Origin of the sequence: Marinobacter sp. M1C (assembly GCF_023314135.1) — a bacterium.
Classification (GTDB): domain Bacteria; phylum Pseudomonadota; class Gammaproteobacteria; order Pseudomonadales; family Oleiphilaceae; genus Marinobacter.
Genome location: NZ_CP092289.1, coordinates 2,390,373 through 2,410,160, shown reverse-complemented (window position 1 = coordinate 2,410,160; position 19,788 = coordinate 2,390,373). Strand labels below are relative to the sequence as shown.

Below are 19,788 nucleotides of genomic sequence, written 5' to 3'. Positions count from 1 at the left end.
CCAACTGTGTTATTCAAAATGGTTAAGTGCTATGTCAAAAGATTGCATACTGTAGTCTATAATAATGTCGATTTCACAACTTTCAATCATTAAGCGGTTAATTTTGTCGGGTTTTTCGGTAACTACTGTGACAATCGCAAGCTTGAAAAATTTCATTAAGTTGACGTAACGCTTGTTTAACTAATTTCGTAAATCTGGTTTAAGTCTGTCGTAGCTTTGGTCTAACTTTGGAGCTGATTTTTTCAGTTTCTAGCGCTGAATTTTGTGCAGAGCGTTGACAGAGATAAGAATTCCGGTATCATTCCCCCGGCTGTCGTTAGGCAGCAGTGGAAGAATATGGTGGGTTGGCAGAGTGGTTTAATGCAGCGGTCTTGAAAACCGCCGAAGGTTAATAGCCTTCCCGGGGTTCGAATCCCTGACCCACCGCCACTTTCTTCCCAAGCCTATATTCCCCGAAAAAAGATTCCTTTGGTCTATAATTGCGACCTATCCTGTAAATACGTTTGAATTTCTGCCCTGGTTTTCTTATTTTTTCGGCTGTCTTACAGCGATGCGGTTATACACTGGACGTGAACTGGACAGATCTATTAGCCCCTGCCAGGGTATTCCGCTTATGTTTCCGAAGGAGTCTGGCCGATGTCCGATAATCGAAATGTTGCCTTGGTGACCGGTGGAGCTCATGGCATTGGCCGGGGCATAGTGGCGTATCTGCTGAAACAGAATTGGCGCGTCGCTTTTTTCGATCTGGATGACACTGCCGCGAATGATATTTCCGCAGCGTTTGGGGATCCCACTAATCTGCTTTACGTGCGCTGCAATGTGGCAGATGAGGGCGACGTCAAGTTGGCGTTGCGTCAGCTTATAAGCTGGGGAAGTCGGCTGGATGCGCTGGTGAATAACGCCGGCCTGGCCGACCCTGTGACCGGCGCGGTGGAAGATCTGTCGTTGGCGGAATGGCAGAAACGACTGGATGTAAACCTGACCGGTCCCTTTCTAATGGCGAAACACTCAGTGCCGCACCTGCGCCTTACCCGGGGAGCTATCATCAACATTGCCTCTACTAGGGCTGTGCAGTCTGAAGCCAATACCGAAGCTTACGCTGCCACCAAGGGCGGATTGGTGGCCCTTACCCACGCTCTTGCTGTCAGCCTGGGGCCGGAAATACGAGTCAACTGCATCAGCCCGGGGTGGATAGATACCCGCGAGCCAGAGGCAGGCAAGGAACCCGAGCCCCTAAGCGCACGGGACCACGCCCAGCATCCCGCAGGCAGAGTCGGTAAACCCGACGATATCGCGGCGATGGTGCATTATCTGATTTCCCCTCAAGCCGGGTTCATCACTGGGCAAAATATCGTGGTGGATGGCGGCATGGTGCGCAAGATGATTTACGAAGAGTAGGGGTGAGGGGACAGATTTAAAGAAAGGGGACAGATTTAAAATCTGTCCCCAAATTTAAAGAAAGAGGACGGATTTGAAATCCGTCCCCGGTGTCGATGTTTTCCTGAATCTATCCCCGTTTCATCAGGCCAGCCATTCCAATATCTGGTCATGCACGACTTTGTTGTCGAGCAACGCCAGATGATTCAATTTTTCAAACACCCGGCAGTCTTCGGGGTGTATTCGCAACTTCTTCAAATCATCAGAATGATGCCCCTTTGCGCTATCCAGCCGCACCAGAAGGTCTCCCACCATGATGCTGGAAAAGTCTGTTGGGTGATCGCCAATGGTGGCGGCCAGGAAATAGTGCCGGGCGCCCTTTAGAAGCGGAACTGGCTTGCGGATGTCTGGGTGAAACTCATCCTGATCGATACCTTCCCAGTCATCGTCAAGCAAATTTCCATAGCGCAGGTCTTTGATGCCGGCGCTGGTATGTTGCGCAAGCGCAAAGGGGCTGGCGTAGCGGAACTTATGCATGATGAAGGTGAGTAAATGCCCGGCTTTGGCCAGAGCGGCGCCGTGATGGGGTGAGCCGAGGTAAAGCGCTTTTTTGACCAGATTGGTCCAGGGTAATGTCAGCTCGCTGCCATACCAGCAGGCGCTGCGGATAACCAGCCCGCCCATGCTGTGGCCAATCAGAACCAGCTCTTCAACTTCGACCGGCCAGGCATCTATTAATACCTGAAGATGTTCGCTTAATTCCCTGCCGTTACTGGAAATATGCCGGCCCGTGTTGTAGTTGAGATACAGCGGCGTGAAGCCATGGGCTCGCTGCAGTTCGATACCCAAATCCACTTTGTCGTGGCCCTTCCAGTACTCGTGTGACAGGCATAAGCCGTGAACCAGTACCAAGATGCGCGGACTGGCGTCGGGAAGCAGGGCGCCCACGCTGTCTGAGTCAGGCCTCAGTTTTGTGCCCTGGCTATCTCTGAAATGCATGGTAATCGCCAGGGGATTGTTACTGGCTTCCAGGTGATCACCGCAGACACCATTCAACGCAGCTGCGACTTTCTCGCTTTGTGCCGAGTGTGGGAGTTCGTCATCCGCTGAGAACCCGTCAAGGGATCGATGCAAGCCTTGTTGCAATGAAGACATGGTTGACTGGATAAACTGATATGTATGGCCCTCCCGTTCCTTAGAGGGCACGCCTGCAACGTCACGCAACCGGTTTAACGGGTTTATCTCGCGGACAATGGTGCGATGTGTCCGCTCGGCTATGCGGGTAACGCCACCAGCCACATCCAGAAGCAGTTGGGCTGAACCGTGTAGCGATTTGACGGATACCATGGTGTAGTTCTCTTAGCATATGCTGAAGATTCTGCCACAGGTAAAATGACGGGAACAGTTGAATAGGAATAAGGGGACAGATTTGAAATCTGTCCCCGGGTATAACGGAAGCCTAGCGCTACAAACTCTACAGTTTTGTCGTTTCGTGGGGGTACACAGCTGCCTGCTGCGCATCGGCCAGGGCCTGGCGCTGAGCCAGCTGTTCCGGGTTGTTCTGCGGTATTTGCCAGCCTTGAATATTCTGCTCGATCAGGGCGACCAACGCATCAATGTGTCCCTGCGTTGCGTTCAATGCCGTAACGTAATTAAACGCTTCTCCGCCGGATTCCATAAAGTATTCGCGGTTTTCTTCGTCGATTTCTTCTACCGTTTCCAGACAATCTGAAGAAAAGCCCGGGCAGAATACATCCACGGATTTGACGCCTTGGCCGGGAAGCGACTTCAGAGTTTCGTCGGTGTAGGGCTTCAACCATTCTTCACGGCCAAATCTTGACTGGAATGTGGTCATGTATTCCTCTTTTGCCAGGCCCAGACGCTCGGCCAGCAGGCGCGATGTTTTGTGGCATTCGCAGTGGTAAGGGTCGCCTTTGGTCAGGTATTTCTTCGGCACGCCGTGGTAAGACAGCATCAGCTTCTGTTTGCGCCCGTGCTCTGCCCAATGGGCTTCGATAAGCTCGGCCATGGCTTCAATGTACGGCGGAAAATCGTGGTAGTGAGAGATAAAACGAAAATCTGGCAGCCAGCGGCGCTTGGCAAAATCTTGGGCGATGGCGTCAAAGGTGGAGGCTGACGTCGACGCGGAGTATTGCGGGTACAGGGGCAGTACCAGCATTTTGCGCACGCCTTGCCGTTGCATTTCGTCCAGTGCGCTGGCCACGGATGGGTTGCCATAGCGCATGGCAAACTCCACCACCACATTGTCGCCATAACGGGCCTTGAGCTCTTCGCTAATGGCGCTGGCCTGGTTGGCCGTGTGTATCATTAACGGCGAGCCTTCTGGCTGCCACACGCCGGCGTAGGCTTTGGCACTGCGTGACGGGCGAATGCGCAGGATAACGCCGTGCAAAATCAGCCACCATAAAGGACGGGGCACTTCCACTACGCGAGGGTCCCACAGAAATTCCCCCAGATAGCGCCGCAGCGCCGAGGGGGTTGGGGCATCGGGTGTTCCCAAATTGGTAACCAGCACGCCCAGTCGTTCCGGCTGGTTGTGGCGGAAGTTTTCGGAACCTTTAAATTGCATGAATGAATCCTGACTGATTGCCTGTGCGATTGGGGGTGTCGGCTTATTAGCTCTTTTTCTGAGCCTGCTGAGCCAGCCGCGGCGCAATTCCGCTGATGTCGTAACCAGCGCTTCGGGCCTTTTCGAATATTTCCTTTGCCGGGGTCTCACCAGCCGAACTGAGCGCCCACAGAACAGTACAGCGAGTTCCGGAACGGCAGAAAGCCAGTACGGGGGCGTCGGCTGTGTGGATCATTTCGCCAAAGCGTTCCACGTCATCATCGCTGATGTCGCCAGAGGCTACCGGCATGTATACCCACTTTAGGCCATGTTCACTCGCGGCTTTTTCGATGTCCGCCATAAGCGGCTGGCCAGGTTCTTCGCCATCCGGGCGATTGGCGACCAGGGTTTTGAAACCCAGGCCAGCTATGGCGGGTAAGTCGGCTATCTGAATCTGAGGTGCTACCGAAATACGGTCATTAATTTTTCTGAGGTCCATCGCTTTATCTCCCGGAATCGAGTTTGGAAACAAGCCCACATAATCGCATACCGCGGCGAACATGCAAAAGAAAGCCTCCACTGCAATCGGGCGCCGGCTGTAATACAATGGGAGCCTTGCTGTAACTCGCGCTTCGGCGCCTGCCTGGAGGTTTTGCCATGACCGATGAACACGACAAAGATACGGACGCGGACGCCCAACTGCCGGACAAAATAAAGGATTCCGATGCCCAACTGCCGGGCAGAATAAAGGATTCGGCACGACAGATCTGGTTGGCAGGGTTAGGCGCCTTCAACAAGGCCGAAGAAGATACAGGTCGTTTTTTCGAACGCCTGGTGCAGGAAGGCGAACAGATGGAAAACCGCACCCGCGGTGTGGTCGAGAAACAATTGAAGTCGGTGGAAGACCGGGTAGAGGGCGTACGTGAGCGCGCCACAGGCACCTGGGATAAGCTCGAGCATTTGTTCGATCAGCGGGTATCTGGCGCTCTGCGTCGCCTGGGGATGTATCGGCAGGAAGACGTCATGACGTTGGAAAAGCGGGTTGAGCGTCTGGAAGCAGAACTCGATCGCCTGAAGAAATTAACGCCGGGCTATAATGAGGAAGAGTGACACTCTCACCAGAGCGCCACTGTTTTATAGAGAGCCCCACTGTTTTATAGATAGCTTCTGCTGATCAGCAAAGCCTGCTCTTTTTCTTCTTCGGCCAGGTAAGGCAACATCAGGCACATGGTCTGGTATACGCCGCGACCGGGGTCCACCGCATTACGATCATCAAGATGTGAAAGCGTATCAAAACTGCTCCAATAACAAGTAGTTAGCGTTAACTGGTCACATAAAGTCGCTAACTCTTCGGTGCCGATGATCATAAACCCCTGGGCGCTGAAACTGGTGCAAATGGTGTGGAACGCGGTGTTTTTCAGCTTCAATATTTTGCGAAATTTTGGCTGTAACCGGGGATGGCGCGACAGCACATTGACAAGATCCTGATACAGAAAACGGTAGCGGGCGACCGCTTCGAACAACAGGTGCAAAAAGAAATTTTGCTGGTCCAGGCTTATGCTGACGTCTACAGGCACGGCCAGCAGGTCGTGCATCTGAAGCTCGAAGCCTTCAAACAGTTCACTGACAATGTCGCTTTTGTTGTTGAAGTGGTAGTAAAGGTTGCCCGGGCTGATGTCCAGTTCATCGGATATCAGCAGCGTGGTTACATTCGGCTCACCCAACGCGTTGAATAACGCCAGGCTGGTATCGAGAATGCGATCGCGAGTTTTGATCTTTGCCATAACGCGCGACCACCTCCCTGGTTGGCGAAGAAAGAATCAGAGCGTGAATCTAGCCCATACCGGAGCGTGATCAGAAGGGCGATCCATCGCCCGAACATCATAGCTGACGCCGGCGCTTTTCGCCTGGGGCAACAAGTTGTCACTGGCCATGATCAAATCAATGCGCAGCCCGCGTTTCGGCTCGCGATCGAAACCTTTGCTGCGGTAGTCAAACCAGCTGAACGTATCCGCTTCGTGGGGGTGAAGGTGGCGGAACACATCGGTATAGCCACGGCTTTCAACTTCACCCAGCCACTGGCGTTCCTCTGGCAGAAAACTGCACTTACCGCTACGCAGCCAGCGCTTGGCGTTATCTGCGCCGATGCCGATATCTTTGTCAGTCGGGGAGATGTTCACATCGCCCATCACCACCACTTTGGTGTTGCGCAGCTTCAATTCATCCAGGTAGCTCATCAGATCTGCATAGAACTTCTGCTTTGCTGGAAACTTCACCGGGTGATCGCGACTTTCGCCTTGGGGAAAGTAGCCGTTGATAATGGTCAAGGTTTCACCATTCACAGTGAAGTCTGCGGTAATCAGTCGGCGCTGGGCGTTGTCCAGGTCGTCAGGAAAGCCTTTGTATACCGCGTCGGGCTCCATTTTTGACATAAGCGCCACGCCGTAATGGGTTTTTTGGCCGTGAAAATGCACGTGGTAACCCAGCGCTTCAATGTCTGCCAGCGGAAAATCTTCATCGCTGACTTTTGTTTCCTGCAAGCCAATAAAATCCGGCTCCAGCTGCTCAATAACCGCGGCAAGTTGATGCAGGCGTGTACGAATGCTGTTGACGTTGAATGACACAAACATCATGGGGGACAGTTCTCCGGCACAAGTTTAATGGAAGTTTAACACATTGAAACCGCGAGGGAATGGCGCTTGGTTTTCGCTTGGGGAATGGCCTACGATGCCAGCAGCGGACAGGGGGGGTATTCCGTTACGCTGTAGACGATATCCGCTTGAATATTTTCTTGCTGGTTGCGACGGATATTGGTCAGGCCGGAATAGTGGGTTAGGGCACCTTGCTGGTTATAGCCAAGCAAAATGGGTTCCACTAACAATCGTAGAAACAGGCTGGTCGGGCGAATCTGAATCAGATGATCGGCGCGAATGCGGTCGCTATCGCTCTTATTATTGGTCGGCTCCATTACAAAACCATAGTAACTGCCGCGGGTTGGCGCCAGAAACTCGAAGTTTACAGAGCCGCCCTCAACCACGGTCTGCCAGTTTTGTCGGACCAGATTGTCAAAGCCAGCATCCACCACCAGGCTGTTACTACTGTCTAGGCGAAACTGTTCAATTTCTTGGGCGGGTGCTTGCCATTCGATAGCAACACTCCCTGAATCATAGCGGACTGTCAGGCGCTCGTTGAATCGGGGTTGAACGAACTCCATTTCAGGGCGCAACAGACTGGGCGGGTCGCCGCGGTCATAGCGAAGCTGCTTGGAAGCGAACGGGGTATCAGAGCTGGCGTCAAAATATTCAACGCTGTGGCTCTGCGGTTTGAACTGATTACCGAGGCAGACGCCCTGTATTGTATGTTGTTCGCGGTAAAGCTCGCTGCCAGCGTTTGTGCTGCCCAGGGGGCGAGCGCTGCCGGTGAAGCGGAACTCAGCGCTGGCGTCGGCCATAGCAGGCGCCCAGACCAACGTTGCAGCAAGGGCAGCCGTCGCACACAACCCAAGTTTTGACTTAGCTTGGCGGGCGTTCATGGCGCAAGCCTTGGGTATAGAAAGTCGCGCAGAGCCAGCAGCGCCGGAAACAGCACCAGCCATCCCACGGCCAGCGCCAGTAAAGACGGCAGCAAATTGGGTAGGGTCACGGCTCCTAGTGCGCTGGCGGACCAGTAAGCAAAAGGCCCGGCAATGGGCACTATCAGGAACATCAGTAGCCGGTTGCGGCCTAGCCACTTCAGGGAATGATTAAGCGAGGTCATAAAAATTGCCCAAAGCGCAATCAGCCAGGGCGGCGTTATGACAACAGCGCCACTGGTGTCGGCAAGAATGCCGGTGCGCAGCCACAGGCCATCCAGTAAAGAACCTGCCAGAGTACCTATAACAATAAATTTCAGTTCGTCCATTTTATACTGGCTGACCAGAACAAAATGCAGCATCAAGAATATCGCCACAATGGCTAGCGCCCAGGCTTGCGACAGCATAACGCAAGCCAGCCAACCAAGCTCGAACATGATGAAATTCAGAATGTTACGATAGGTTTGTGAGGCAATCATACGCTATGAATGGGTGCATGTTTGTGGCCGGGTTTCGCCATCACAATTTGTGCTACGCCAATGGCCCGTTCACTGAACCCGGCTTCGCAATACGCAAAATAGAAGTGCCAAAGGCGCTGAAATGCGTCGTCATAGCCCCGTTGGTGAAGATTTTGGCTGTGAGCCTGGAAGCGCTGACACCAGTCATTAAGAGTGCGGGCGTAGTGAAACCCTAAGTCTTCAACGTGGGCAAGCACCAGGTCCGTTTGCTCGCGCACGGCGCCCACCATGGCTCCGAACGATGGAATAAAGCTGCCGGGGAAGATGTAGCGCTGGATGAAATCAACGTTTTTTAAGGCTCGCTGATAACGCTGTTCAGGCATGTTGATGGCTTGTATAAGCGCAAGGCCTTCAGGTTTTAACAACTGGCTGATTTGGCCGAAGTAACTAGGCAGAAACTGTGGGCCAACGGCTTCAATCATTTCAATAGACACCAGTTTGTCGTACTGGCCGCTTAGGTCGCGGTAGTCATCAAATAGCAATGTAATGCGGTCTTGCAGGCCTTCTGCTTCAACCCTTTGTTTTGCCAGCGCCAGTTGTTCAGCCGAAATGGTGGTGGTGGTCACGTGGCAGCCGTAATGCTTGGCAGCGTGGATAGCGAAACCGCCCCAACCAGTACCGATTTCAAGGACTTGGTCGCTAGGTTTGAGTTCCAGCTTGCGGCAGATAACATTGAGTTTATAGGCTGACGCTTCGTCCAGAGTACTTTCCGGCGCCTGATAGATGGCCGACGAATACATCAGGGAAGGGTCTAGAAACAGCTCGAACAGGTCATTGCCGAGATCGTAATGGGCACTGATATTTTTACGCGACCCTTCTGGCGTATTGCGATTAAGCCAATGCAGGCCTTTCAGGGTGGGCTTCGTTACCCAGCTGAAACGGTCTTCAAATCGATTCATCAAATCAATGTTGCGGCTGAAAAAACGCAGCAGGTACACCAGGTTCGGGGAGTTCCAGTCGCCGGCTACATAGGCTTCAGCTGCCCCTATGCTGCCGCCGGTGAGTAGATCGCGCCAGGTGCTGTGATTGTGGATGACCAACTCGGCAACAGGGTAAGCGCTGTTGCCGTCTCCTACGGTGACATCGCTGGCGCCGGCTTCACGAATAACCAGTGTGCCTTGTTGCAGGCGGGTCAGCTGCTGCATTACCAGTGAACGCGCCACCCGGCTCGCCATTGAAGAAGGCTGCCGCGCGGCTGTTATTTTCGCCGAAACCGCTGAGGACGTATTCATATTCTCCATGAGCTTACCTTTCCACTTGTTCCTTGAGATTGATCATTGGATTGCTCTAGTACAAGATCCAAACCGCAATCCTCTTGCCCCAGCCTGAACGCCGGGTCGTTGGGTTCCAACTTGTCCGGATGACTGTAAAACGGTGCACCTTTCAGTTTCAGTTTCAGCGCATGCCAATATATTCTGGCGCTGACTTTTAATGCTTCCAGCGGAAACTGGCGCAAGCTGGTATGCAGTATCTTACGACTGAGCGGCTTCCGTTGGACCACTAGGGTGGCATCAAATTGACGGGTATTCTCTTCCATCACGCTCATGTGAACGCGCAATTGCGGCCCACGAAAGCTGAAGGTCCAGCGGTAACTCTGATGCATACCGTTGAACGGTGACACGTGGAAGCGTTTTTCGAACTCGAATTGCTCGCTGCGCCAGCCGGCTTTGTTGGCCGCGTGTCCAACGGTTTCCAGGCAGTATGCGTGGCGGTCATGCCAGGGGGTGTTGGTAATCTGCGCGATGATTACCCTTGGCACTGCACCGGTGGCGGGGTTATCACCCTTGGTGTAACAGAAATAGAAGCTGACCGGATTGAACACGTAACCAAAGTAGCGCGGGTGGGTGATTAGCTCGATTTTGCCATCGGGGGTCCAGCCTGTCGCCTCACAAACATAGTCCCGCAGTGCCTGGCCTAAACGGCCGTGGTCTGGCTTGAAGTAGTCTTTCCGATACAACGACAGCCAGTTAAACCGTTCCACCGAAAACAACGGGCTAACCGTGGTGGCCAACTGCCAGTTGTCAACATCCAGAGCCAGCATACCGGTGTGGTAGCTGAATTCGTGTTGCACTGGGCGTTGGCGCCGGTGGCGTATGCTGCCTTCCAGCCAATCACTGCTCATGGCGATTACTCATGGTCAGAGCTCCACACCAAAGGCACGGGTTACCCGCAACGCGCTGTTTACGCCGTCTTCGTGGAAGCCATTAAACCAGTAGGCGCCGCAAAAGTGGCTACGGTTTTGATTGCCAATATCATTGTAGCGTTTTTGCGCCGCAACAGCCTCCAGAGTGAACACCGGGTGGGCGTATTCGAACTTTTTGATAACCTTGTCGGGCGCTATGTCGTGGCTACGGTTCAAGGTGACGCAAAAAGTCTCTTCCGCGCTGTGGAAATTCTGTAGAACATTCATGTTGTAGGTTACCGAAACCGGCTCGTGACTGCTTGCAGGAATCAGGTAATTCCACGCCGCCCACGCCCGGCGATTTGACGGCAGCACACTGGCGTCAGTGTGCAACACCACATCGTTATTCTGGTACGCGATGGCGCCAAGGATCTGTTGTTCAGATTCGGTGGGCTGTGCCAGCATGGCCAACGCCTGGTCGCTGTGGCAAGCAAATACAACCTGGTCAAAACGTTGCTCGTCGCCCGTACACACCACGGTAACCCCGTCTGCGTCACGTTCCACTCGTTGCACCGGGGTACTCAATCGCAGGCGGCCGTCCAGGCGTTCCATCATTTTGCCCACGTATTGCGCAGAACCGCCGGTTATCACTCGCCAGGTTGGCCTGTCATCAACCGACAACATGCCGTGATTACTGAAAAATTGCAGAAAGAAACGTATCGGGAACTGCTCAAGTACCACTTCGGGCGCCGACCAAATGGCGGACCCCATAGGCACGATGTAGAAATGTCGGAAGTATGCCGAGTAGCCGTTACGGTCCAGGTAGCTACCCAGGGTTTCGCTGTCGTCGATGCTTTGATCGGCCAACTGCTGCTGGGTTTCCTTGTTGAAGCGCAAGATTTCGCGAATCATTTTGAGGAATCGAGGGTTTAGCAGGTTGCGGCGCTGGGCAAACAGGGTGTTGAGGTTCGTGCCGTTGTATTGCAGGCCCGTGCGGCGGCTGTCGACACTGAAACTCATGTTGCTAACTTCTGACGCAACGCCTAACCGATCCATCAGTTTGATGAAGTTCGGGTAGGTCCAGTCGTTGTATACAATAAATCCGGTGTTTACCGGCCAGAAACGACCTCCCAAGGAGACTCGCTCGGTATTGGTGTGACCTCCGGCGTAATCCGCTGCCTCGAAAACTTCGATGTCGTGGTGTTCTGCCAGCAGCCAGGCTGCTGTGAGGCCGGACACACCGGCACCAATGACAGCAATTCGCTGACGCTGAAAACTCATTAAATATTCGCCTTATGCCAAGATTATGTCAGATTATTTGGACGCTTTAGCGGCTGATTGCCGCGCCATGGCGGCCGCCATTCGGTCAATAACCGGTTGTGGCATTGCGCCCAAAACCTTCATTGCCCAAGTGAACCGTTTGGGGAAGGCAATATCGCGATGGCCTTTCTTCAAACCGCTGACAATGCGCTCTGCGGCTTGTTCGGCGGTCACAATAAAGGGCATGGGGAAATCGTTGAGGTCGGTCAGGGGCGTTTTCACAAAGCCGGGCGATACGACGACGACATCAATGCCTTCTGGTGCCAAATCGGCTCGCAGGCAATGGCCCAAATAGCTGAGGGCCGCCTTAGAAGCACCATAGCCTTCTGCCCGCGTGAACGGCAGCCACCAGGCTGACGAACTCACGATGACCAGAGTTGCCGACTCGCCTTTGGCTCGAGCCCGGCGCAGCGCAGGCAATGCGATGTCCAGGCTGCGGGCGGTTCCCATCACGTTCGTTATGATGTTGTTACCAATAACGTCGCTGCTGTAGTTGGCAATGTCGACGTAGTCACAGGTACCTGCGTTCAAAATAGCCATGTTTAGCGGACCGTGGCTTTCTAAAATCGGCGCAATTGTAACCAGATCATCGCTACTGGTGGTGTCGGCGGCGGCAACGCTGATGCGGTCTGAAGCCAATTGTTGCAGGCTTTGCAGTGGCTCCGGGCGGCGGCCGGTAAGCACCAGCTTGTGGCCGTCAGCCACAAGCGCACGGGTGAGCGCCTCACCAATGCCGGAGCTTGCGCCTGTCAGCCAGATATTACTGCTTTTTTGAAGCACGTTTTTCATCCGGCGTGCTCCTTGATTTTGCGAATAATACCGCCCAGCAGTGGCAAATTTTCATAGAGCATCTGGCCGGCATCAAAGTAATCGCGATGATAATTCACTTTGCCACCCTCAATGTGCAAGTGGCTAATGCCTTCTACTTGAATTTCTTTGCCCCCATTGATGCGCTTGTGGCGCAGGTACATAGTCCAGGGCAGGGTAACGGTGCCTTCGTCAACGGCTTCTTGGTCAAATGCAAAGTGACAGGCGATGACGTTCTGGTACGAGCCCGCAAAATAGCGAGTCAGCTCATCCAGGCCATTGACTTCGCCCAGAGGATCTTTGAAGTGGATATGTTCACCATAAACTCCGGCGAGCTTATTCAGGTTGCCTTTGTCTAATGTGTTAAACAGCTCTCGAAAGCGATTAATAACGTGAGGCGTGGCCGCATGTTGTGAGCCGACCTCGACTGTTGACGCGATGGTCATGACTGCATCCTCTTGATGGAATCTAACTTGCGGGTTTCTTCCTGAACGTTTTTCGGAATTGGGTTCAAATCCCAGATAATGCCCAATCGGGCCATTAACCACAGGCCATACCAGGTAATGTCAATTTCGTACCAGCGAAAACCCTGGCGTACAGACTGCGGCCAGCGATGGTGGTTGTTGTGCCAACCCTCACCTAAAGTAAGCAAGGCCAGCCAAAAGTTGTTGCGGCTGTCGTCGCCGGTTTCAAAACGCCGCTTGCCCCACACATGAGAGAGTGAGTTGATAGATACCGTGGCGTGAAACAACACCATCGTAGAAATGAAGAAGCCCCAAACCAACAACTGAAGGCCATTCGTTCCCAGCCCGGGCGCCCAAGCTGCCAAACCTTCACCAATGCCGTAAATAATCAGCGCTGCGATAGCCGGCACCAGAGCGTCAAACCGATTGATAAAAAGCAACTCGGGGAATTTCAACCAATCCCGTACTTTGCGTTCGTTCATCGCAAAACCGGCGTCACACGTAAACCACCCCGCATGGGCCCACCAAAAACCGCCTTGGTGGGGCGAGTGCAAGTCTTTCTCCTGGTCTGAATGCTGGTGATGATGGCGGTGATGTGCCGCCCACCAAAGGGGCCCACGCTGTGCCGAACTGGCACCCAGTACCCCAAAAACAAATTGGGCTTTTCTACTTGTTTTGAACGTTTTGTGGGCGAAGTAGCGGTGATAAAACCCGGTAATCGCAAACATTCGCAGCCAGAAAAATGCCAGCGCGAACATCACAGCAAACGTGCTGGTGCCGGTAAAATATACCAGCAGGCATGCCAGATGCAGGGCAATAAATGGTATAACCCGAATCAGGTTGAACGCCCGTGAATCACTGTCGAGGTTGTCCGCGCCTGCGTCGGAATCAAACCATCGAACGATATTTAAGAACCAATGTCGAACTGGGGTCATACCCTTTAAGCCTTTAATTACTGATGGAAGCTGCAACACTATGTACCAGAACAACTCTTCTGACGGAACCGTAAGCGCTGTTAACGACACTATACGCTCTGTTGCCATTGTTGGTTCAGGCGTGGCGGGGTTGACCGCAGGCGTTTTGCTACAGGCTCAAGGTCACAATGTGACCCTGTTCGAGAAAAGCCGAGGCCCCGGTGGCCGACTATCTGCAAAACGGGTTGCCGGAACATCTGTGGACATGGGCGGCCAGTATTTTACAGTGCGGAATCCGAATTTTCTGCCGTTTCTACGCCAGCATGCCGGCGAGCAAACCGTTGTTCCCTGGCAAGGGCAGCTTGGCTATCAGCAGGATAACGGTGACTGGTCAGAATTTCCCGCCGAGCCGCGTTACGTTGGGGCGCCCAGAATGACCGCCATTAGCCGGGGTTTATCCAAAGGCTTGAATGTTAAGGCGCACACCCGGGTAGCACGGCTAAACCGTGACTCACGGGTTAAGAAATGGCATTTGCAGGACGTTGATGGCCAGAATCTCGGTGCATTTGACCAAGTTATCATCACCGCTCCGCCGGCCCAGGCCCGTGAGCTGCTGGCGGACAGCAGCGCGGCGCAACTTGCCCCGGAACTGAACACGGCGGTATCACAGGTTTTGCCGTGTTGGGCGGTAGCCGTGAAGTTCAGCACTAATCCCTGGCCGCGCTTCCAGGGTGCCCGGGTCGCTAATTCACCCCTGTTCTGGGTAGCGGATAACACCAGCAAGCCGGGTCGCGAGAACGTATCTGATGAACCTGCTGCGGGCCATTGGTGGGTGCTGCACGCAACGCCTGAATGGACAAATGCCCACGTGGATGACGCCCCCCAACAAGTGGTAGACGCGTTAATGGCGGCCTTTACCGAGCTGAGTGGCAACGCTGAGCCGGCGCTTGAAACCTTAACCCACCGCTGGCTGTATGCCCGTTCGGATGCCGGTGGTGAACCTCAGCCAGGCCACCTCTGGTTCGCCAGCGAGCAATTGGGGTTGGCCGGCGATTGGCTGTCAGGGGGGCGTATTGAAGGCGCCTATAACAGCGCCGTAGGCCTTGTGAACGCTATTGGTGGATCGGAGCAGGCGTAAACGGCCGTGTGTAAAAATGGGTGATGATGCCATCGCCAAACTTACTGAAAAAAGCGCTTACGTCGGTGATTTTCTGCAGTGACCGGCGTCGGTTGACGGGGTTGCGCATAAGCACTTTTATGCCGTTGAAATTGTCCTGAATGTTGGAAAAACGTGCATACATCGAACAGGTCACCACATTGGCCGGGTTTAGCGCCAACTGCCCGGCCAGCCAGTGACTGTGCTGGGCGATGGCGTCTGGGTTCAAATCTTCCCGGGTATCCAGATGTTGCAGCTTTACCCGGTTCACGATGCAGAATGAAAAGCTTTCCGGCTGGCGCCGCGCCACTTTACGAAACGCTTCCCAAAAGAAGTTGTCCGTTAGCTCTGCAAACCACTGCATATTGCTCAGGCACGTATCAATCCAGTGGAAACTTTCTTCGTCATCCAATACTTCGTTGATGGCCTCGCGCAGCAGCCAGTCAAAACCCAGCGCTGTTTTGTGGGCATACACCTTGCGGTACATCTGATAACGGCTGTAAACGAAATCCTCCAGCGCGCCCAGGCCTTTCTGGGTGATGGCCAGTCCCAGCCAGGGCTCGTGAGGGTTCCAGCCAAAGCGCAGGTTGCTCAACAGATGGTCCAGATTGAAGCCGCCGATGGTGACAGACGAGTGAAAACCGTCTCGCAGCATGTAATCGGCCCTGTCAGCATCGATTTCGCCGGATACGATAGACGACAGCAGGTTCATGACCATCCCCGGAATATCGTCTTCCACAATCGCGCCGCCGTGAGCATCGGCCCCGGCGATAAATTCCCAGAAAGTCACTGCGTGCTTGCAGAAAGTGGGGCTTGGCTTTACCTCTGTGGTTTCCATAATGCCGATAACGTCGGCCGCGTTCAGCCCGGCGGCGGCCAGATCTGTAGCCCACAGCACATCGTGGGCCACGCGCACAGAATAATGCTCGTGCTCCAGTTCCTCCGGTGGCTGCGGGTGGTACTGGGTAAAGTCCACATCGGCCCACAAATCCTCAAATCTTCCGGGCCGCGACATCAGTTCGCGAATGTGCCGGGCCTGGGTGAACTGGTGAGAAAAACTGGAGTGGCCGCTGTCGTGAAGTAGGCAGCCCAAGCGAATGGTCTTGGCCAGGAAGTCGATAGCGTCAAGTTGGCTTAGGGTCAGGTCGTTTTGTTCACTGAGTTGGCGCTCGCGCAGATAGGCGTCGATCATCGCACGAAACATGCGTGTGCCCACGTGCATCACGCCGATGCTGTGCAAAAATCGCGAGTGGGTGGCGCCGGGAAACACCAAGCTGAGAATGTCGTTCTGGCAGATATTGCGCAGGCGCTGGAACAGCGGGTGGTCTATAACCTGTATTTCATGGCGGTACAGGGGGATGGCCCCGTGAACCGGGTCCATAATCAGTTTGTCGTAGGCTCCGAGCAAGTCGTTTACGGCGCGCCTCATGATCGGCTTTCCCTAAAATTGATGATACTCTTGGTTACGTAATAGTTTCGTAATGGTTTTGTAATGATCTCGTACCGGTTTTATACTGGTTGTTATATCACAGAGGAGTGCCAGAATAAGCCTTGTCCTCTCTGTTTTCCGCTTCTCGTCAGTCGTTTAGGGCAGCTGCTATGATTTCGCGTACTCAGCGCATTCTGATCATTGATTCCGACGCAAATGCGCGTGCTGAACTGTCCCGTTACCTGGAAGTTCGCGGCTTTTACGCGCTGGGGTATGCAGACCCGTCAGCGGCCAGTGCGCTTTACGAGGGGCAAGCACCAGACATTATATTTGCGGATTTGCCGCCAGACGCCATTCAGAAAGTGGCAAACCGGCTTGACGACAGCGAACATTTTATACCGATTGTGGCTTGTGCAGAACAGGCCACAGGTGCTGACGTTGTAGCGCTCATGCGAGCCGGTGCCTCAGATTTTCTGCTAAAACCCTGCATTTTAGACCGTAATGCTCTGGACGATGTGATTTCAAAGCTGCTTGAGCGAGCGCGGATCAACCGCTTGAATCAGCTATACCGTCAAGAACTGGAAGACGCCAACCGGGAACTGCGATCGGGCATGTCTGAGCTTAGCGCGGATCACCGGGCCGGCCGTAAAGTGCAGATGAAAATGCTGCCAGAGCACAACATGAAGGTGAACGGCGTGGTTATTGATCACCTGATCAAGCCATCATTGTTTCTGAGCGGCGATTTTCTGGACTATTTCAAGTTAAACGATGACAAAGTCATGGTGTACATCGCGGATGTGTCTGGCCACGGCGCCAGCTCTGCGTTTGTTACGGTATTACTGAAAAATCTGACCAGCAGGCTGCGGCGTGACTTAAGGCGGGGGTTTAATGATGAAATCATGCATCCTGAACTCTTTTTACAACGTATAAATTCAGAACTCCTAGACACCGGTTTGGGCAAGCACGTTACTATTTTCATGGGCATCATTGACGTGAAAAAACGAATCTTGAGCTACACGGTAGGCGCTCATTTGCCAATGCCTATTATCGCGTTTGACGATCAGCCTGCAGAGTTTTTGAAAGGCAGCGGGCCACCAGTCGGGTTGTTTGAAGAGCCGGAATGGCAAGTGTTTCAGTTGCCGTTGACGGCGCCGTTCCGGTTGCTGATGTTTTCAGACGGCATTCTGGAGGTCATACCGGCTAAAAAGCTGGATGAAAAGGAGCGAACACTACTTGAACTCGTATCAGGAGGTAGTCACACTATCGCCTCTTTGAGCGAGGCCTTGAATCTCGATGAGATGACGGAATTGCCCGACGATATCGCTATGGTGTCGGTCACTGACGCCTTACACGATTCAGAAAGCCCGTCGTCCTAAACAGTGGCAGTATGGAAAATGGTTGGTTATAAAATTCTGCAAGCGGAAGAAAAAGGCATTTATGTCTTAAAGTTTGTTGGTGAAATACGCCTGAATCTGTGCTCGACGCTGGACAACCTGGTTGAATCCATCACTCAGGATCCCAATTTCAGAACCGTGGTTATCGACCTGTCTGAAACTGAAGTCATTGATAGCACCACCCTGGGGCTCTTGGCAAAAATAGCACTGGCGGCCAAAAAACAGAGCGGCTGCACGCCCAGCCTGATTTCTACCCACCCGGATATCACACGCATCATCGGTTCGATGGGTTTCGACAGTATTTTTATTATTGTCAGCGAGCCGGTCTCCAGCATGGAGCGCCTGGAAGAAATTCCGGAGCTGAAAGCCAGTGAGCAACAGGTTCGCGACAAAGTGCTGGAAGCCCACAAAATACTGATGGGTATGAACAGCCGGAATCGGGAAGAATTCAAAAATCTGGTTCACGCCCTGGAATGCGAAGAAACCGGCTGAGCGAAAAACGGAATGACTATTCCTGAAAAGTGAAGACACTATGCCCGAAAATACAGCAGCGCCCGCGCAAGGTAACGCTTCCAATGTACCCGCCCGCCATGATGTGGCCGTGCTCGGCGGCGGCAGTTTTGGCACGGCTATGGTCAAGGTGCTGGCTGAAAATGGTCATCGCGTGCACTTTTGGATGCGTGGCCAAGCTCAAGCCGACAGCATCCGTGAAACCGGTCAGAATGAGCGCTACATGCCCGGCATTATGCTGGCCGGTGATATAGAGCCCACCACAGATTTGCCTGGCGCCGTTGCCAACGCTGAAATTGTCTTTGTTGCCATTCCATCAAAAGCCTTCCGTGACGTAATTCACCAGCACGCAAACTGTTTTCGCGACGGCCAGATAGTCGTTAGCCTGACCAAAGGTATTGAAACGCAAGGTTTCAAGCTAATGAGCGAGATACTGCAGGAGGAAATTCCTCAATGCCGTATTGGTGTGCTCAGCGGCCCCAATTTGGCAGCGGAGATTGTAAATCGCGATCTGACCGCCACCGTCATTGCGTCAGAAGACCCGGAGGTGCGCACCAGCGTTCAAAACTTGCTGGGCTGTGAGTATTTTCGGGTTTACGCCAACGTGGATATGTACGGCGTGGAACTGGCGGGTGCATTGAAAAACATTTATGCCATCGTTGCAGGGTTGGGCTCGGCTCTGGGGATGGGCGAAAATGCCAAAGCCATGCTGATTACACGGGGCATGGCGGAAATGAGCCGCTTTGCGGTCAGTTTGGGGGCGAATCCTATGACCTTCTTGGGGTTGGCCGGCGTTGGTGATTTGATTGTTACTTGTACATCGGCCAAAAGCCGGAATTTCCGTATTGGTTACGCGATTGGCAAAGGTAAGCTGCTTGATGAAGCTGCGGCAGAGCTGGGGCAGGTTGCAGAGGGTATTTACACCTTGAAACTGGTGCGCGACAAATCCGAGGCCATGGGTATTCAAATGCCGCTGGTGCGGGGCTTACACGACATTTTATACGGCAATGCGTCTGTAAAAGCGGTTATCAACGGTTTGATGACAGCCGCGCAGAACTCCGACGTGGAGTTCATTCTGCCGCGTACCATTGTTCAATAACGATTTCATAGCGGTTGCATAGCGATTCTATCGCGACTTGTTTTTCAAGTTAATCATACGCTTAGAGGTTATTGATGAAGCTTTTTATAATGCGCCACGGCGAAGCAGGCCGGCACGCACAAGATGATCAGCGCGAGCTTACCGACGTGGGTCGGCAACAGGTTGCCCGAGTGGCCGCCCAGCTGGCGGAAAGTGATAGCCGCCCTGAGCTTATCTGGTGCAGCCCCCTGGTTCGTGCCCGTCAAACCGCTGCGATAGTGGCCGAAAGATTGAACTGTCCGGTTAAAGAAAAACTGTTCATTACGCCAGACGACGATCCGGCCCGCTGTCTGGACGCGTTATTGGCCAGTACGGCCTCACCTTTGTTGCTGGTATCGCACATGCCACTGGTCGGCGTGCTTACCAGCCTGCTGACAGACGGCCACCGGCGCGGCGCGGCGTTCATGACGGCCCAAGCCGTGCTGCTGAGCATGCCCATCGTCGGCCCCGGCTGCGCTGACTTGAAAAACCAGTTTTTTCCCTGACCTTCACCGTAGCT

At 53.6% G+C, this 19,788-nt stretch carries 21 protein-coding genes and 1 tRNA gene; 8 read left to right on the top strand and 14 right to left on the bottom strand.

Annotation, left to right across the window (positions count from 1 at the left end):
- The first annotated feature begins 338 nt into the window (after positions 1-338).
- Together MIH19_RS11400 and MIH19_RS11395 are read left to right on the top strand one after the other, a co-directional pair.
- Positions 339-429, top strand: a tRNA-Ser gene (locus MIH19_RS11400).
- A 207-nt stretch (positions 430-636) separates the two neighbouring features.
- On the top strand, positions 637-1,398 hold the full coding sequence (locus tag MIH19_RS11395) for an SDR family oxidoreductase (protein ID WP_249005000.1): 762 nt from the start codon (positions 637-639) through the stop codon (positions 1,396-1,398).
- Positions 1,399-1,521: 123 nt separating this feature from the next.
- Here the strand turns inward: MIH19_RS11395 and MIH19_RS11390 are convergent, their stop codons facing one another.
- The 3 genes from MIH19_RS11390 to MIH19_RS11380 all read right to left on the bottom strand — a co-directional run bounded on the left by MIH19_RS11390 (position 1,522) and on the right by MIH19_RS11380 (position 4,445).
- Positions 1,522-2,724 carry an alpha/beta fold hydrolase gene (locus MIH19_RS11390; RefSeq protein ID WP_249004999.1) on the bottom strand — a complete coding sequence of 401 codons (1,203 nt, stop codon included), beginning with the start codon at positions 2,722-2,724 and terminating at the stop codon, positions 1,522-1,524.
- 127 nt (positions 2,725-2,851) lie between these two features.
- A complete protein-coding gene (gene hemH / locus MIH19_RS11385) occupies positions 2,852-3,967 on the bottom strand; it encodes a ferrochelatase (RefSeq protein ID WP_249004998.1) in 1,116 nt (371 codons plus the stop codon).
- 46 nt (positions 3,968-4,013) lie between these two features.
- The gene (locus tag MIH19_RS11380; RefSeq protein WP_249004997.1) at positions 4,014-4,445 is read right to left on the bottom strand and encodes a TIGR01244 family sulfur transferase; all 432 of its coding nucleotides are present in this window, start codon (positions 4,443-4,445) and stop codon (positions 4,014-4,016) included.
- 158 nt (positions 4,446-4,603) lie between these two features.
- On the opposite strand from MIH19_RS11380, the gene MIH19_RS11375 reads away from it, so the two are divergent.
- Entirely contained in the window at positions 4,604-5,056 is a 453-nt protein-coding gene (locus MIH19_RS11375; RefSeq protein WP_249004996.1) for a phasin family protein, read from the top strand.
- A gap of 44 nt (positions 5,057-5,100) precedes the next feature.
- Here MIH19_RS11375 and MIH19_RS11370 read toward each other — a convergent pair whose 3' ends face one another.
- The 10 genes from MIH19_RS11370 to MIH19_RS11325 form a co-directional block, all read right to left on the bottom strand.
- The gene (locus MIH19_RS11370) at positions 5,101-5,730 is read right to left on the bottom strand and encodes a TetR/AcrR family transcriptional regulator (RefSeq protein WP_249004995.1); all 630 of its coding nucleotides are present in this window, start codon (positions 5,728-5,730) and stop codon (positions 5,101-5,103) included.
- Positions 5,731-5,766: 36 nt separating this feature from the next.
- Positions 5,767-6,579 (bottom strand): exodeoxyribonuclease III, encoded by an 813-nt coding sequence (xthA, locus tag MIH19_RS11365; protein WP_249004994.1) that lies wholly within the window; start codon positions 6,577-6,579, stop codon positions 5,767-5,769.
- An 89-nt stretch (positions 6,580-6,668) separates the two neighbouring features.
- Positions 6,669-7,478 (bottom strand): hypothetical protein, encoded by an 810-nt coding sequence (locus tag MIH19_RS11360; RefSeq protein ID WP_249004993.1) that lies wholly within the window; start codon positions 7,476-7,478, stop codon positions 6,669-6,671.
- On the bottom strand, positions 7,475-7,996 hold the full coding sequence (locus MIH19_RS11355; protein WP_249004992.1) for a DUF2878 domain-containing protein: 522 nt from the start codon (positions 7,994-7,996) through the stop codon (positions 7,475-7,477). The genes MIH19_RS11360 and MIH19_RS11355 overlap by 4 nt, the downstream gene beginning before the upstream one ends.
- A complete protein-coding gene (locus MIH19_RS11350; RefSeq protein ID WP_249004991.1) occupies positions 7,993-9,276 on the bottom strand; it encodes a cyclopropane-fatty-acyl-phospholipid synthase family protein in 1,284 nt (427 codons plus the stop codon). The genes MIH19_RS11355 and MIH19_RS11350 overlap by 4 nt, the downstream gene beginning before the upstream one ends.
- The gene (locus MIH19_RS11345) at positions 9,264-10,157 is read right to left on the bottom strand and encodes a DUF1365 domain-containing protein (protein ID WP_249004990.1); all 894 of its coding nucleotides are present in this window, start codon (positions 10,155-10,157) and stop codon (positions 9,264-9,266) included. The genes MIH19_RS11350 and MIH19_RS11345 overlap by 13 nt, the downstream gene beginning before the upstream one ends.
- Before the next feature lie 15 nt (positions 10,158-10,172).
- The gene (locus MIH19_RS11340) at positions 10,173-11,438 is read right to left on the bottom strand and encodes an FAD-dependent oxidoreductase (protein ID WP_249004989.1); all 1,266 of its coding nucleotides are present in this window, start codon (positions 11,436-11,438) and stop codon (positions 10,173-10,175) included.
- Positions 11,439-11,471: 33 nt separating this feature from the next.
- Entirely contained in the window at positions 11,472-12,266 is a 795-nt protein-coding gene (locus MIH19_RS11335; protein ID WP_249004988.1) for an SDR family NAD(P)-dependent oxidoreductase, read from the bottom strand.
- Positions 12,263-12,730 (bottom strand): nuclear transport factor 2 family protein, encoded by a 468-nt coding sequence (locus tag MIH19_RS11330; protein ID WP_249004987.1) that lies wholly within the window; start codon positions 12,728-12,730, stop codon positions 12,263-12,265. The genes MIH19_RS11335 and MIH19_RS11330 overlap by 4 nt, the downstream gene beginning before the upstream one ends.
- Positions 12,727-13,683 carry an acyl-CoA desaturase gene (locus MIH19_RS11325; protein ID WP_249004986.1) on the bottom strand — a complete coding sequence of 319 codons (957 nt, stop codon included), beginning with the start codon at positions 13,681-13,683 and terminating at the stop codon, positions 12,727-12,729. Before MIH19_RS11325 ends, MIH19_RS11330 begins: the two co-directional genes overlap by 4 nt.
- Positions 13,684-13,723: 40 nt before the next feature.
- On the opposite strand from MIH19_RS11325, the gene MIH19_RS11320 reads away from it, so the two are divergent.
- On the top strand, positions 13,724-14,800 hold the full coding sequence (locus MIH19_RS11320) for an FAD-dependent oxidoreductase (RefSeq protein ID WP_249004985.1): 1,077 nt from the start codon (positions 13,724-13,726) through the stop codon (positions 14,798-14,800).
- On the opposite strand, the gene MIH19_RS11315 is transcribed toward MIH19_RS11320, so the two are convergent.
- The gene (locus MIH19_RS11315) at positions 14,775-16,247 is read right to left on the bottom strand and encodes a phosphohydrolase (protein ID WP_249004984.1); all 1,473 of its coding nucleotides are present in this window, start codon (positions 16,245-16,247) and stop codon (positions 14,775-14,777) included. The genes MIH19_RS11320 and MIH19_RS11315 overlap by 26 nt on opposite strands.
- 170 nt (positions 16,248-16,417) lie before the next feature.
- Between MIH19_RS11315 and MIH19_RS11310 the strand changes: the two genes are divergently transcribed.
- From MIH19_RS11310 to sixA, 4 genes are all read left to right on the top strand, one after another.
- A complete protein-coding gene (locus tag MIH19_RS11310) occupies positions 16,418-17,623 on the top strand; it encodes a SpoIIE family protein phosphatase (RefSeq protein ID WP_249004983.1) in 1,206 nt (401 codons plus the stop codon).
- A gap of 18 nt (positions 17,624-17,641) precedes the next feature.
- Positions 17,642-18,133, top strand: a complete 492-nt coding sequence (locus tag MIH19_RS11305; protein ID WP_249004982.1) for an STAS domain-containing protein — start codon at positions 17,642-17,644, stop codon at positions 18,131-18,133.
- Between the two features lie 40 nt (positions 18,134-18,173).
- Positions 18,174-19,250, top strand: coding sequence for an NAD(P)H-dependent glycerol-3-phosphate dehydrogenase (locus MIH19_RS11300; protein ID WP_249004981.1), 1,077 nt, complete (start codon positions 18,174-18,176; stop codon positions 19,248-19,250).
- A gap of 74 nt (positions 19,251-19,324) precedes the next feature.
- Positions 19,325-19,774 carry a phosphohistidine phosphatase SixA gene (gene sixA / locus MIH19_RS11295; protein ID WP_249004980.1) on the top strand — a complete coding sequence of 150 codons (450 nt, stop codon included), beginning with the start codon at positions 19,325-19,327 and terminating at the stop codon, positions 19,772-19,774.
- Positions 19,775-19,788 lie beyond the last annotated feature (14 nt).